The organism is Rhodobacter capsulatus (assembly GCF_005144475.1).
GTDB lineage: Bacteria > Pseudomonadota > Alphaproteobacteria > Rhodobacterales > Rhodobacteraceae > Rhodobacter > Rhodobacter capsulatus_C.
The window spans coordinates 1-14,701 of record NZ_SWJZ01000067.1 but is presented as its reverse complement, the minus strand read 5'-3'; the positions used below and the strand labels follow the sequence as shown (position 1 = coordinate 14,701).

11 protein-coding genes and 1 pseudogene are annotated in these 14,701 nt (G+C 59.6%); 4 read left to right on the top strand and 8 right to left on the bottom strand.

What is annotated here, in order from left to right:
* Positions 1–229: 229 nt before the first annotated feature.
* The 3 genes from FBT96_RS21650 to FBT96_RS15365 form a co-directional block, all read right to left on the bottom strand.
* Positions 230–412 carry a DUF6527 family protein gene (locus tag FBT96_RS21650; RefSeq protein ID WP_394347678.1) on the bottom strand — a complete coding sequence of 61 codons (183 nt, stop codon included), beginning with the start codon at positions 410–412 and terminating at the stop codon, positions 230–232.
* A 152-nt stretch (positions 413–564) separates the two neighbouring features.
* Positions 565–1,959: a ThiF family adenylyltransferase gene (locus tag FBT96_RS15370; RefSeq protein WP_136908158.1), complete on the bottom strand. Its 1,395-nt coding sequence runs from the start codon at positions 1,957–1,959 to the stop codon at positions 565–567.
* On the bottom strand, positions 1,956–3,065 hold the full coding sequence (locus FBT96_RS15365) for a multiubiquitin domain-containing protein (protein ID WP_136908156.1): 1,110 nt from the start codon (positions 3,063–3,065) through the stop codon (positions 1,956–1,958). The genes FBT96_RS15370 and FBT96_RS15365 overlap by 4 nt, the downstream gene beginning before the upstream one ends.
* Positions 3,066–3,220: 155 nt before the next feature.
* Between FBT96_RS15365 and FBT96_RS15360 the strand changes: the two genes are divergently transcribed.
* Together FBT96_RS15360 and FBT96_RS15355 are read left to right on the top strand one after the other, a co-directional pair.
* Positions 3,221–3,601: a helix-turn-helix domain-containing protein gene (locus tag FBT96_RS15360; protein WP_136908154.1), complete on the top strand. Its 381-nt coding sequence runs from the start codon at positions 3,221–3,223 to the stop codon at positions 3,599–3,601.
* Between the two features lie 2 nt (positions 3,602–3,603).
* Positions 3,604–4,530: an ImmA/IrrE family metallo-endopeptidase gene (locus FBT96_RS15355; RefSeq protein ID WP_136908152.1), complete on the top strand. Its 927-nt coding sequence runs from the start codon at positions 3,604–3,606 to the stop codon at positions 4,528–4,530.
* Between the two features lie 86 nt (positions 4,531–4,616).
* Here the strand turns inward: FBT96_RS15355 and FBT96_RS15350 are convergent, their stop codons facing one another.
* Together FBT96_RS15350 and FBT96_RS15345 are read right to left on the bottom strand one after the other, a co-directional pair.
* Positions 4,617–7,508 (bottom strand): Tn3 family transposase, encoded by a 2,892-nt coding sequence (locus FBT96_RS15350; RefSeq protein ID WP_136908150.1) that lies wholly within the window; start codon positions 7,506–7,508, stop codon positions 4,617–4,619.
* A 113-nt stretch (positions 7,509–7,621) separates the two neighbouring features.
* Positions 7,622–8,775 (bottom strand): IS3 family transposase gene (locus FBT96_RS15345; protein WP_136908148.1). Its coding sequence is split into 2 segments (ribosomal slippage): positions 7,622–8,526 and positions 8,526–8,775, totalling 1,155 coding nucleotides; the frame shifts between segments, so codons are not numbered across the junction.
* A gap of 103 nt (positions 8,776–8,878) precedes the next feature.
* On the opposite strand from FBT96_RS15345, the gene FBT96_RS15340 reads away from it, so the two are divergent.
* Positions 8,879–9,490, top strand: a complete 612-nt coding sequence (locus FBT96_RS15340) for a recombinase family protein (protein WP_136908146.1) — start codon at positions 8,879–8,881, stop codon at positions 9,488–9,490.
* 225 nt (positions 9,491–9,715) lie between these two features.
* On the opposite strand, the gene FBT96_RS15335 is transcribed toward FBT96_RS15340, so the two are convergent.
* The gene (locus FBT96_RS15335; protein ID WP_136908144.1) at positions 9,716–10,816 is read right to left on the bottom strand and encodes a restriction endonuclease subunit S domain-containing protein; all 1,101 of its coding nucleotides are present in this window, start codon (positions 10,814–10,816) and stop codon (positions 9,716–9,718) included.
* On the bottom strand, positions 10,813–12,867 hold the full coding sequence (locus tag FBT96_RS15330; RefSeq protein ID WP_136908142.1) for an HsdM family class I SAM-dependent methyltransferase: 2,055 nt from the start codon (positions 12,865–12,867) through the stop codon (positions 10,813–10,815). Before FBT96_RS15330 ends, FBT96_RS15335 begins: the two co-directional genes overlap by 4 nt.
* 128 nt (positions 12,868–12,995) lie before the next feature.
* Between FBT96_RS15330 and FBT96_RS15325 the strand changes: the two are divergent.
* Positions 12,996–13,160: pseudogene (locus FBT96_RS15325) on the top strand (IS5/IS1182 family transposase); the annotation flags it as partial.
* Positions 13,161–13,696: 536 nt separating this feature from the next.
* On the opposite strand, the gene FBT96_RS15320 reads toward FBT96_RS15325, so the two are convergent.
* Positions 13,697–14,701: type IV secretory system conjugative DNA transfer family protein (locus FBT96_RS15320; RefSeq protein ID WP_169583505.1), on the bottom strand; the 1,005-nt coding region annotated here is incomplete at its 5' end.

Genomic DNA, 14,701 nt, shown 5'->3' with positions numbered 1-14,701 from the left:
CCGTCGGGGGGGGGGGCTGCGGGTATCTTGCCGAAAAAGGTATGCTGCAAGACAGTGCGCGATGATCGGCGCAATATCGGGTCATAGAAGGAAATCTGCGGGTTTGGCGGGCAGCGCGCGACGAAGATTGGCGCTGCGAGATCATCATAACCCTATGATATAAAGCGATATATTATCAATCATGCGGTGATCGGTGGATTTCGGCTAGGAGGGAGCTCTTGCGCCGAAGTCAATCGCACCACTGAACCCTCCCCCGCCGCACCCAAAAGTGCGACCCGCATCCAGTCTTGCGCCACACGGAGGGCGACAAAGTCGGCCTGTACTCTCGATCAGCGCTAATGTCCCAGCGAGGCTTGGCCTCGGCGATGATTAGGAGTTCGATTATGTCACCGCAACCACAAGGGCAGCGCATTCCGACGCACCAGTCCTCGTCGTCTTCGCGCGCCAGCACGAGATCACGGCGCGGCATGGATTGAGGCAGACTGTCCCCTTCGATTATGATCAATCGCCGCCCGGGTCCGAACCGTGCCCAAACGTCGCGGCACCACTTCCGAATGACCATCATCAATCCGCCCTCCGCGGCTTAAGTAGTGGAAGGCCAAGCAGCGGCTCCAGATCACCGCGCGCTAAGAGGCCAAGATCGGATCTGGGAAATGCTGCTTCCGCAGTGAACTCTTCTTCGCCCGCAGCCAAGCTGAACTCTGTGCGGGCATAATTCCCGTTGGGGTCCAAGCGGAAAGGGTAAGCCCGCGCAATGAACTCATTCATCGCTGCCGTCGCGACCCGCATATTAAGCGTAATCACTGACGGGGCCTCTTCGATCATGCCTTTGATATAACCCGCTTCGAGTTCGTGTTGGTGCGCGCTAGGAGCAGTGCGGCGCAGGTACTCCGCGCGTAAGCTGGCGGGAGAGTACACTTCACGATCCCGCAGCGTGGAACCGCCTGGCTGAACGTAATCCACCCGACCGCATACATCTGCGATCGCCATTCCTCGTGCAGCTTTGCGGAGTGGGATCACCACGCCCATGTCGAAGAGTGGAAGCAAGAACGCTTGAGCGATGAAGTCCGCCATCTGGCGAGCTTCAAGCGTATCAACGCAGCAGAACAGCACATCGGCCTGACTGGCAGACAGCACCGCCTCCCGGCTCGTGATCGATGCCGGTATGGCCATCGCGACACCTTCGCCGCGATGACTGGCGACGGCGGAAGCGAACATTTCGACCTTGAGTCGACGCTCCTCGGCATCGGCCTTGGTGGCGTTCAAAATACGATTCAAATTGTGAAGTTCGATGCGATCGAAGTCGATCAGGTCAACTCTGCCGAAGCCCAGACGGGCGGCTTGTTCACCTATGATCGAGCCAGTGCCCGAAACCCCGATCACGACAGCACGCAGGCGCCCCAGCTCGCGGGTCATACGGCTTGTGAATGCGACGGGCCGATCAGTGACTTTGGACGGTAGATGCTCGCCAGCCCATGTTAGATCGATGTCATCACCGATCACCGACACGAGATTGATTGGCCAACACGTTCCGTCCTGGGCGTACAGGCGCCCGCGCACCCGCCCATCCGGGATCATGATGGCGGAACCGTGGAGCGAGCCGAGGGCCTCAAACAGGCCAGGGATCACCCGAGCGTCGCTTTGGTCGTCGGCTTCGGAGAAATCGAACAGGCCGCCAGGATGGGAATGGATCAAGATGAGGGACAGATTCTCCGCCTCTGCCAGATCGATCGCTTCTTCGATCCAGATACCAGGCCAAACGATGCGGTCAGGTTCACGCAGCGCGCAGTCCTCATGAGGCACGAGGACAGCCTTGCGGACGAGCAAGCGCTGACGAGGGCCCGGCACGCGGGCGCAGACAAGGATTGCCGCTGCCTCACAGCCATCACCAGGGAAGAGATGCCGACGGACGCAATTAAGCGTCGCTCCGGCGAAGCTGAGCGTCCAGTTTGGCATCATTCCCCGACCTCCTTTCCGAGCGCCGATTCGACGAGCGCCAGATGCGTGACGACATTGTCGGACGAAGGATTCCACTCCGAACCCGGCCCACGGTGGCGCGACCAGCCATTGTAGGGCACGCCCAGAATCGTCGCCGGAATGTGAGTGCAGTCGATTGCGCGGCCCGACACGAGCGCCAGCGGCGGATAGGTGTAAAACATATCGATCTGGGCAGCCGGGTAAGTCGGCGGGATCTCAAGGGCAAGGCGCGTCTGAGCAACGCTGAAGCCGGTCGGAACGGGATAGTTGTTGATGACAAGCCAACGCCTCCCCCCGTCATTCACTGTCTCCCACTTATAGCCGATGCAATCGAGATAGGTTTCGTCCGCCTCCAGCACGTCGAAGTCCCGGCGAGGCGCCGGATGCGCCTCCCCGTTGTTCACTTCCTTGGGTGTCAGCCGGATCTTCTCAATGCCCGGGGTGCGCAGATCGACAACGTCGGTCAACGCGACTTCGCGCTTCGCCTGACCCGCCACCTTCAAGAAGATGTGCCAGCTCTGGGCGACATCGAAGCCGGCCTTGATCATCGCGTCACTCACGACGATGGTCGGTGTTTCGGACTCGATGGTCACACCCTGAATATTGAGCTTCCAGGACGGCTTCCGGCCTACGAAAGCTTCGACCCCGCGCCCGTCCAGATCGACCAGGTCCTGATCTCCGATCTCGCGATCGGCTTCATCAACGCGCTCGAGGTAGACCGTGACGCCGACAGGCAGCTGACCGAGCTTGCGAACGATGGCGCCCGAGACAATGCGGCACGGCCACTGGAAGCGCTGACCGTCGATCGTGATGAAGTAGTCGCGATCAGTCTCGACGATCACGAACCGGCCACCGTCACGCGTCAGGTCCACGGCCTCGGTCAGACGAACGTCCTCAAGCTCGCCGTTAGCAAGCACCTGCAGCACAACGGCGTGCTGCTTCGGCTTGAAGCCAGCCGCAGCGGCGAGCTGGGCGCCGGTCGGCGTCAGGTCGTCGACCAACACGTTTCGGTAGGTCAGGGTTTCGTCCGCAACCTCAATGCGGCGGCGCTTGCCGCGATCCGCTGCGTCTTCACTCAGCTCAGTCATTTTACACTCCAACGTTTCCGGCCAATCGCCGGTGTTGCTAAAATGGGAACGCGTGCTAAGTATGTCAAGCAATTACTTTGCTCGCTTGACGAATTTATCAATGCGGGTGATAGTGCATACGCTGGACTTTGAGTCCGGTGCGCACAGGAGCCCGCATGACCGATGGTGAAACTGATCGAACTGTCCGGCCAACCAACCTCGGCCAGATCATAAAGAAGGCCCGTACCGATCGTCAGATGTCGCAACGCGACGTTGAGGAAGCGACCGGCAAGGAGATTTCGAATGCCTACTTGAGCCAATTGGAGAGCGGAAAAATCACCAAACCCTCTCCACACATTTTATATGCCCTCTCGACCGCTTTGGCGGTCCCTTACGAGACGCTGATGGAGAGAGCGGGCTACATCGTGCCGTCTGCACAACGCCCTGCCGACGTCAAGCATGGGCGTGCTGCAACGTTTGCGGTTGATAATTTGACGGCCGATGAGGAAGCCGCCCTATTGGAGTATCTCGCATTCCTACGCACCAAGAAGGGCTGATCATGCAACGACCGGACGACTGTAGCTTAACCCCAAGTCAGCTCGCCCGCGTTCGCGCCGAGGCCGAGCGCGCTCTGCGCGAAGCGGGTGCGCTCGGGGTTTTCCCGACGCCCGTTGAAGCGATAATGACCGTTGCGAAGGTCGAAGAGGTTAAGGAAGACGTCCTTAACCCAAGCTTCATCGACAAGCTTCGGTCAAGCGCTGAGCAGGCGGGCGGTGCCCTCAAGCGGGCTGTGGGCAAAGTTATGGGCCTTTTCCACGCCAGCGCCGGTCTGCTCTTCCTGGATCAAGCAATGATGGCGGTGAAAAAGCGCTTCGTGCGGCTGCACGAGTCCGGACACGGCTTCATGCCCTGGCAACGTCCCATGTACGCTTTGGTCGAGGACTGTGAAAATGCTCTGGATCCCGATGCGGCTGAACTTTTTGATCGCGAAGCCAACGTCTTCGCTGCCGAAGTCCTGTTCCAGCTCGACAGCTTTCGCGACATAGCCGAGGGCGAAAAGTTCAGCATCTGGACGCCGGTCAAGCTATCGAAGAAGTTCGACGCGTCGATTTATGCGTGCGTGCGCCAGTACGTTTCCAAAAATCATCGCGCCTGCGCAGTCGTGGTGCTGAACATGCCCGAATTCGTTGAGGGCGATGGCTTCCGAGCCACCCTGCGACGCCCTGTTCAGTCTGAAAGCTTCACAAAAGTTTTCGGCATTCACGACTGGAAGCCTGTCTACACGCCCGACGACGATATCGGCGCGCTGATACCAATCAACGGCCAAAGGTCATCCGGCCAAAAATCCCTTGTCCTGCTGGACCGCAACGGGGACCGCCATGAGTGCGTCGCTGAGTCCTTCACACAGACCCACCAAGTCTTTGTTCTCATCCATGTGATTAAGACGCTTGCGGCGTCGCGACCTATTTTCCTCGCAACGGCTTAGACTGCGTCTGCAATCATCGCAGCAATGCTTGCGACGCAAATGAAAAGCAATGTGGGGTCTGCTGCCGGACGGTGCTAAATCCTACGCTAAGCTCTTTTCGGCCACCTGTACTCCCCTGTGAGTAAGATGTGCGCCCATCCGAGGGGCGAGATGTGAGCCAGAAGGCTGGGTGAACAGTCGAGACCGGCGCGATGGCGGCTTGTGACTGCCTGCCCGAGCTGTTTGGTGTTCCAGTAGATGATGATGGCGGCGAGCAGATTGAGGCCTGCCATGCGGAAGTGCTGCCCCTCGGCGGACCGGTCGCGGATTTCCCCTTGGCGGCCGATGCGTAGGGCGTTTTTCAGAGCGTGATGAGCCTCGCCTTTGTTCAGCCCGATCTGTGCGCGGCGCTGCATGTCGGCATCGAGCAGCCAGTCGATGATGAAGAGCGTGCGCTCGACACGTCCGATTTCGCGCAAGGCCAAGGCCAGCTCGTGCTGTCGGGGATAGGATGCGAATTTACGCAACAATTGGCTTGGCGGCATGACGCCCGCGACCATGGTGGCGGCGCTGCGCAGGATGTCGGGCCAGTTTGCCGTGATGAGGCGTTCCTTGATCTTGCCGCCGATCAGCCCCTTCAGCTCTTTGGGGCAGGCCGCCGGGTCGAAGAGATAGAGGCGCTTCGATGGCAGGTCCCTGATGCGGGGGATGAACTGGAAGCCCAAGAGGGCGGTGACCGCGAAGACATGGTCGGTGAAGCCGCCCGTGTCGGCATACTGTTCTCGGATATTCTGGCCCGCGCCCGTCATCAGCAGGCCATCCAGAATGTAGGGCGCTTCGTTCACGGTGGCCGGGATGGTCTGGGTGGCGAAGGGGCCGAACTGGTCGGACACATGGGTGTAGGCCTTCAGCCCGGGCTCTTGGCCGTATTTGGCGTTGATGAGGTTCATCGCCTCGCCTTGTCGTGTCGTCGGGAAGAATTGCCCATCACTCGATGCCGTTTGTCCGGCACCCCAGAACCGTGCCATCGGCAGCGCGGACTGCGCCTCGATCACCTTTGCCAGTGCGCGCGACATGGCCTCGCCTTCGACATGCCATCGCGACAGGCGGGAGAGCTGGAAGTAATCATGGGTGTTGGTAGCCCCTGCCATCTTGCTGAGGCCGAGGTTCAGTCCCTCGGCAAGCAGCACGTTCAAGAGGCCGATCCTGTCCTTGCAAGGCACACCCGTATGCAGATGCGTGAAGGCTTCGGTGAACCCGACCTCGTCATCCACTTCCAGCAAGAGATCCGTGCCCCTGATTTCCGGCAGGCGCTTGTAGAGGTCGAGGACCATGGCTTCGGCTTCTTCGGGAACAGCGGCGGTCAGGCGGTCGATCTTCAGCACACCATCTTCGATCGACCCGCCCGGAATGGCCCCGGCCTTTGCAGCCCGCGCCAAGCGACGCAGGGCGTCGGACATTCGTGCCTTGCGGTCGGCGAGCCAGGTATCGGGCTCAAACGGCATGGCCAGCTTCGGCGTGGTGCGGGCAACCTCTGCCGGAACAAGTGCCTCCTTCAGGTCGCCAAACCGCCGTGAATGGGCGAGCCACACATCGCCCGAGCGGAAGGATTCCCGCAGATGGAACAGAACCGCGACTTCCCACAGACGGCCTGCATCGCCGCCATCCGCGTTCAGGTGCCGCAACCACTTCGACCCCCGACGCAGAAACGTCAGCGGCAGGATCTCCGTCGTCTCCGTGCCCGCGATGATTGTGCTCGCCGCCAGCAGCGGTTCCGCCGCGGGCGCGGCGCGAATGTCGAGCGTCCGCAGCATGCGCGGTGCGTAGCGGCGGAAGCGATGATACCAATGTCCGACATGCGCCAAAGGGTCGGCGGCCAGGGTGTCTGTCAACTGGGCCGTTGTCGCGACCAGCCCCTTGAGGGACAACCAGCCACCGGCATTGTCGACAGCCTCCTCGAGCGAGGCGCGATCTTCATGGGCTTCCAGCAGCGCCGAACCGAGGGTGGCGAAGGACTGCAAGGTGTCCTTCAGCGCTGCCTTGGCATCTTCCGCACGAGCGTCACATCGGGACTTCGCCTCGCGCCAGGTCTTGCCGACGATCCGGTCATGGGTCTCCACAATGGCGTCGGCAAGGGCGCTGCGCCATTCCAGTACGCAGACGGCAAGGATGGCGAGACGGCGATCACCGGAAATGTCTCGCAAATCGCCCGCGAAGTATCGCTCTCCCTGCCTGCGAAGTCGGGCAATCCGGTGCGGCGGCACCCCAGCCAGAACCGTCTCGGTCAGCCCAAGGCGGTGCAGGAATTCCAGCCGATCCAGAAGACGGTTCATGTCGGCCGAGTTCTGCCCGGCCTCGAATTGACGCAGCCAGACAAACCGCGTGACCGATCCGCCAGCGTCTTCTGTCAGCAAGGCATCGAGGCGGGTCCTCATGGCATCGTCCAGCCGCTCCGCGATCCGGGCCTCGATCCGCCGCTCAGCAGCCACAAGCGCGTCCGCGCATATGCGCTCGATGATCGTGACGCCAGGCAGTATGGTTCGGGTCGCCCGGCACTGCTCGACAAAGCGCCGTGCCAGATCGTCATTGGAACGGGCACCCTCGGCCGCATCCTGCAGCCAGCCCTTCAGGTCGCGCGCCCCTCTCCCAGAAAACATCCTGTAGCCATACTGCTCTCTGAGCGTCGCCAGATGTTCATGGCGGGTCTCTTCACGGGTCGCGTAACCGGCCAGATCATCAGGCTTCAGGCCAACCTGCGCGGCCAGAAAGCGCGTAACTGCCAAGGGAATGACTTCACCGGGTGTCAGCAGACGACCGGGATATCGCAAGGCACACAGTTGCAGAGCAAAGCCGAAACGGTTGTGTGGACGGCGTCGGGCGCGGATGATTTCCAGGTCATCGTCCGACAGCGTGTAATGATGCAGCATCTCCGCCTCAACGGTCGGCAGATCGAACAATGCTGCGCGCTGCCGGTCGGTCAGAACTGTGCGATGTGCCATATATCTTTTTCTTTCCGCGAATAGTTTGTGATATTCTGTTTAAGATATGCGATAAGGAACAGGGTTGATGCCGAAAAGCACCGGCCGTGACCTGCCCCCCGGTCGTCCCTCGTTCATAACGAGAGTCCTGTGGGTTGATAGTGGTCGGTTTTGGGTTGGGCAAGCGCGCCGGGCGCGGAGCCCTCAGATTGCTCAAGCGCCCGGCGCGCTTCTGCCGGGGTTTGATTGCCCAGCGAGGAATGAGGCCTGACGTGGTTGTAGTCGTAGCGCCACAGGGCCAGGGTGCGGCGGGCATCGGCGAGGCTGTCGAAGATCTCCTCGTTGAGGCATTCGTCGCGCAGGCTGCCGTTGAAGCTCTCGATGAAACCGTTCTGCTGCGGCTTGCCCGGGTCGATGTAGTGCCATTCGACCTTGTTGTCGTTCGCCCATTTCAGGATAGCCTTGCTGGTGAACTCGGTGCCATTGTCAGAAACTATGCAGGCGGGTTTTCCATAGATCCGGACCAAGGCGTCCAGTTCCCGAGCGACCCGTGCGCCGGAGATGCTGGTGTCAGCAATCAAGCCAAGGTTTTCGCGGCAGCAATCATCGTTCACGGCCAGGATGCGGAACTTGCGGCAGGCCCCGAACGTATCGGACAGGAAGTCCAGCGACCAGCGCTGGTTGGGCCGCAGCGGCACCGGCATCGGCGTTCGACTGCCCCGCGCCCGTTTGCGGCCACGCCTGCGGCGCACCGACAAACCTTCTTCCCGATAGATCCGGTAGAGCTTCTTTTCGTTCATGATCATGCCTTTGCGCTCCAGCAGGATGCCGACGCGCCGATAGCCAAAGCGACGGCGCTTCTCGACGATCTCGTGCATCGCCTCACGGATTTCCGGGTTATCGGGCGGCCTCTTTCGCCGCACCGTCTTCGGATCGACACCGATCAAGACGCAGACCCGGCGCTGAGAGATCGGATGACCCTTCATCGCCCGCAGCACCGCGTCCCGCCGTTGCATCGGCGTCGTCAAGGCTTTCCCAGCAGATCCTTCAGCACAACATTGTCCAGCATAACATCGGCCACGAGGCGCTTCAGCTTTGCGTTCTCAGCCTCGAGCTGCTTGAGCCGATTGGCGTCCGAAAGGTCCATCCCGCCATACTTGGCCTTCAGCTTGTAAAACGTCGCAGGGCTCAAACCGTGCTTCCGGCAAAGCTCGGAGGTCGGCAAACCCGCCTCCTGCTCTTTGATCATCCCGATAATCTGAGCCTCGGTGAAACGGCTTTTCCTCATCTCGTCTGCTCCTTCAAGTTGGGCAGACTCTACATCACGCCGAGGGAACTTCCGGGGGGCAGGTCACACGCACGAAAGCACCTCAAACGAACGTTTGTGAAACATGTTGATCGGCTACGCACGCATCTCCAAGGCTGACGGGTCGCAGTCTCTGGATCTCCAGCGCGACGCCCTGATCGCCGCAGGAGTGCCCGCGGAACGCATTTACGAAGATCAGGCATCCGGCGCACGCGATGATCGCCCAGGACTGGAGGCCTGCCTGCGGTCATTGCGGGAAGGGGATGTTCTCGTGGTCTGGAAGCTGGACAGGCTCGGGCGCACGCTGACCCACTTGGTCAACACCGTGCGCGACCTGTCGGATCGCGGCATCGGCCTGCGCGTGCTGACTGGTCAAGGCGCTGAAATCGACACCACCACCTCGGCCGGTCGCATGATCTTCGGCATCTTCGCGACCCTGGCGGAGTTCGAGCGCGACCTGATCCGGGAACGCACCATGGCAGGTCTCGCAGCCGCCCGGGCGCGCGGTCGAAAAGGCGGGCGGAAGTTCGCACTGACCAAGGCTCAGGTCCGCCTGGCCCAAGCGGCCATGTCAAACAGGGACACCTCAGTCGCCGCCCTCGCGGCCCAGCTGGGCATCAAACCGGTGACCCTCTATCGCTACGTCGATGCCAACGGAAACCTCAGGGACCACGGAAGGCGCGTCTTATCGGCTTAGCGTAGGATTTAGCACCGTCCGGCAGCAGACCCCAATGTCGGCTTTCCGTCGGGGGGGCCGTGGAGCTGAGTTGTCATCGCGAGTGGAGCGGGCACCAAGCGCTAAGTGATATTTGTGGCGCACAATCGGCGGATATTTTTGGCTTAGGCAATGCTGCCTGGTCGTGCTGGTGACAAAGCGGATATCGACGATGGAAGCGAAGCCCTACTGTAAACCGGCCATCGGCTAAAGACTGAGATCTTCCACGCGGATGCGTCCCCTACCTAGATCCCCGAGTGCCGCGTCAGCGGCAAGGCGAGCTTGATCCAGAGCGCGCATTCGTGCCGACAAGATGCGCTGGGCTTCAATATCGAAAGCTCCGGTATGCACATCGATAGGTACCGTAACTTCCACCTCAGCCCTGACATTTGTCAAACTCGCCCGAAATACACGGTCAAAGCCGTAGCGCTCCCGGGTCGCCTTGAGATGCCAATAGACGTATTCGGGATCTATTGTGTCATCGACAACTTGCAACCGACCGCAGTGATCGGTTGTCGCGAATACCTCGCCGGCACGAACTAGGTTAATATCGAAAATACCATCGATTCCCCATAATATTGATGGTTTATTGAAGTCGTCTAGGTTGGATTTTGTCACGTGGCCGAAAGGAACGAGTGCGTTTGCGCTATATGCGGGGATGCCTGTTGCCACGTGCTCGGCGACGAGAACGCGGTCGCCAATCGAGATCGCGAAAAGTGACGCGTCACCAAGGCGTACCACTTTCGTGGGCCCGGTTGCTCCGGTCGAAATGACCGCCCGCTGGAGTTGGTCCGATGCGGCTGCGACCGCCGTTCGCGCGGCTTCAATCCTGCGCAACTTTTCACCGATAGTTGCCATTGCCGTGTAATCGATCGAGCCATCGGTTGCCACTGGGACAGGAAATGTCACCTTGCCAGCGTCATCGGGGTAGAGCTTTGTGTAGTTGTTTCGTCGGCCGTCAACGACCCGGCCGACAGCGGCGGCAACGAGCTGCGGTTCGGCCGCTAGCCGAACGTAAGTAAGGTCGGGCGCCTGCACTCCCTCCTTACTTAGCAGGATTCCACGATCACGCGTCGCCGAGAAGAATCCGCTTACCTCCTGCATGCGGCCGCCATAGCCATTCATTACCCAGGTAAGAAGCGGTCCTTCGTGATCGTAAGTTGCGATGTGGCCGAAGGGCTTAAGAAGAGACGCCGAGTAAACCGGATAAGGTCCTGGAGCTTCCTCTATCTTGCCTAATGTGTGACGCGGCTTGCCCTGCACGAGGCGGAACATGTCTTCTAACGCGACTTCGGTGTAGTCAGTCATTTGAGGGCAGCCCGCAGCGCATCGAGTGCCGCACTAGCCTCGTCGATCATCTTTGCCATGGTGTCACTGTCCACCTCAAAGACCTCTTCGGCAATACCAAGCGCGACCTTCTCTTCATGTGTCCAGAGCCGATCAATGAGCCATGTCCTAAGGTCGTCAAAATTTCTCCATGGCAAGATCTTGCAGCGCGGGTCAGCGGAGGAGAACTTGTCGGGAGCGGCCCGGAAGTATTGGTACGCCAGTTCCATGGTACTGAGATCATTCTCCGTTATGCGTACTCGCCGGGCGTCCCGCGATTCTCCTATCTCCGACACCAAGTAGGTAAAGACTGGGGTGGCTTGCGTTGCCTCGCCGTCGACCTTTCGCCGGATTGCAAGAATGTAGGTCTTTTTAGGAGTCGAGTAGAATGTTCGACTCGGCAGCGCAATAACGGCCAAAACTTGGCAGGTTGATTTTATGTAGTCAGTCATCGTCGACTGATTGAGGAGGCCATCTGGAGCAACGATGAAAGCCTGCCCGTTGTGCTTCAAATGCTCAACTATCCACTGGATAGCGAGAGATTCAGTGCCGCGACCCCCGACAGCGTAGTGATTCCCGAGATCCTGACTTTTGATCGCATTGTGAAGACTCGAGGTTCCACTGGTAACGTATGGCGGGTTTGTAAGGATTAAGTCGTAACGTTCCTCTGGATCAACTTGGCCGAATGTGCCCAAGTTGGTGCGTAGGAGGCGGAAGACATTGTTGAAGGCACCTGAGAATTCTCGCATATGCGCTTCTGAAGGATACTGCGCTAGAAGGTCGGACAGATAAACCAACATATTGGCCTTCGCCAATATGATGGTCCTTTCATCGTCCTTCTCATCGGTCCCTTTATCATAGCCGCGAAACGCGATTGTCGGGCTGACCTTTCCATCTTTCGGCTCGAATTCCTTTTGAAGGTTCGGGTTTTCTGCGATCGCTTCCAGGATGAACCCACCCACGCCGCAGAATGGGTCGCATAGGCCGTCACCGGCTTTCAACCTGGAAGCGTCCGATATTCGAACCATGCTCTGGACGACGTTGCGTGGCGTGAAGTATTGGCCGAGCGCTTTCACTCCTGCGGATTGGCGAAGAAAGCTCTCGTACAGTCTCGTCTTGAAGCTGCGGTCGATGTAGCGGAGTGATCCGTGCTCGTCGTCGAATGCTTGAAAAGCACGAATTACTTCACCGAACAGGCCGGCCTGAGAAAGGTTCGGTTGACCTGCCTCATTTACAAAGATGGTGCCGTTGATGATGGTTGTGTTGTCAGTTCCTTTTGGAAAAAGAACCCTTATACGGTCGCGGATCACCTTTGCGTAATGATCAAGCGCTTCCTCCTCGCGCTCCTTTCCTCCAGGCGCGATAATTTCTACAACTCTTTTAAATGTGTAGTTTCCAGTCAAAACTCCTAGGTCGCTAAGAAACTTAAAAACTAATATCTCGACGACATTGTAAAGGCATTTTTCGGGCTCCTTGCCCGTATTAATCCAGATTTTCTGCCACACCGTGCGGGCGAGTGGTGTCGGATCAATCACTCGGATTGGCTTGAACTGATCGTTGGTCTCCGAAATACTATGATCCGCTGTCTCGAGCAGATCGACGATCTTGCGCGCTGCTTCCGGGGCGATCTTGGAGGATTCGATCTGCACAGGGTCAACCAGGGTCGTCACGGGGTTCCCGGCCTCGTCAAGAATCGGGTTCCCAGTCAGAGCGTTAACCCAGATCGAACGCTTGCTGTCGGTGAGGATCAAGACCTTGCACGAGGCACCCACGGCAATGGGCGCATAGGTCTTTATGAGACCGGGTACATGCTGGGTCTTCATTTCCGCAGGTTGCTTAATCTCCACCACCGCCTTGATGCCTCCAAGAGGCAGGTAGATTATACCATCAGGCTTCCGCTGAGCGTGCTCGGGCAGCACAGGCCTCCGCAAAAGCTTGGCGCGCTTGAGCTGTCCCAGCGTAGTCGCACCGAGGCGGCGGTATTCGTAACGCCCCAGCGGCCGGGGCGAACCTGAGACCAAATCTTCACTCAAAGGCTGTTTCCCCCTTGTGCACAACGTCAACGCTTCATGCCACATCAACTGACTCGCCACAAGCCGCTCGGGAGGATTCCTTTGCCAAAGAGGCTCCGTCACTAACCGCAGCGCGTGGTGGTTGCAGTAAGGCCGTGAAATACGACAAGCTGCGCTACAAACGGCGCAACCGCATCGAGATCATGCTCGGCCGCCTGAAGGATTGGCGGCGCGTCGCCACACGATATGACCGGTGTTCGGAAACGTTCTTCTTTGCCATCATGCTCGCCGCAACCGTCTTGTGCTGGCTGTGAAATTCAATGAATATGGAGCCAAGGGCGTGCACAATGCGCAACCCACCCCGGACCCTGGCGGCACGCCGCTTCAAAGGACCGGGATGCAACGGGGCCGGTGGCGGCGCCGGGTCGTCAGTGGGAGGATCGCTCTTTGCGATGGTTCGTTCCATAAAACAAAGAGCGATCCGCTCGCGGGCAAGCCAGCGGGCAAGGGGTCTGAGCGGTCGATAGACGCCTTCGCGCCGGGTGGCACACATCGAACGCAGCCAGAATTCGACATCGAGGCGGGCGGGATTGCCCCCGGTGGCGCGTGCCACTCCAGAAGCTGGCAGATAAGGGAACCAGATCGCCTGGAAGGTCAGACTCTCGGGCCCAAGCAACTCTCGATCATCCTGAGCACCTATACGGACCCGGTCCCTCAGGATCGGAGGGCGATCCGAAGTCATGGCCTTTTCAATCAGCAGGTCGAGTCTCGATCTGAAAACGGGCGCCATCGGACACCTGGACAAAAGGAACCCGGTCAGATTGCCTGATCATGGCGGGCGGCGCCAGCCTCACCCGGTCATTTCGGAAATCCGCTTCGAAAACTTCGCCATCCGCGCCAATGCGTTTTCCTGCGATGGCGTCAGAGCTTCGAGCCCGATCTCGGCGGTGATATCCTTGGTTTTGCCCGTTCCCCCTGAAGCAATCTTCTCTGCGACTTTCGGAACTGCTGCGGGCGGCGCTGGTTCGGGAGCAGTGGGATAATCGATCTTGCCGAAACCTGCGAGCCGACGTTCGAGCGCCTCCATGCGCTCGACAAGCCCGAGCACCTTGGCGCTTTCGCGCGAGGGGTAGGGCAGGGGGCCGGTTTGCGCGTTGAAGAGCGACAGAAACGTCGGATCCTCGAAATAGACGATGCGGCTGACCAGAAGCGGGTTCTGCCGCTCGGGGATCAGGATGGCTTGATCCGGGCTCAGGCGGCGCACTTCGTCCGGGGTCAGAAGCGGGCGCTCTTCCATGCGGCGGCTGACCGACCGGCGCTGCACGAAATCCCGATCCCGCGACAGGCTGTCGGAAACCGCAAGCTTGGTGGTCTTGCCGAGCGCATCGGAAATCTCTCCGGCGGTCTTCTTGTCGTTGGCGGCGAGATAAAGCTTCATCCCGGCGGCGGCTTCAAGCGACAGGCGGACATTCTCGCCGTAGATGTTGTCGAGGCCGGGGATCGACTGGGTAATGATCGAGACCCGCGCCCCGTGTCCTGCAAGCTGCTTGAGGGCCTGTTCGACGATCGGCATCGGGCCAAGCTGGTCGAATTCGTCAAGCAGCACCATCACGGGCCAGGGCTCGGTCTTGGGCGAAGGCATCGTGGCGCGCATCGTGGCGATGAGTTCGCCGAAGAAGAGCCGCACAAGCGGTGCCAGGGTGCGGATGTCATCGGCATTGACCACGACATAGATCGACATCGGCCGCTTGCGCAGATCAGCGAAGGAAAAGTCGTTGCCGCCCGTAGCGCGATCGACAGCCGGGTTGTTCCAGAGCGTCATGCCCGCCCCGCCGAGAACGGAAGCATGCGAGGA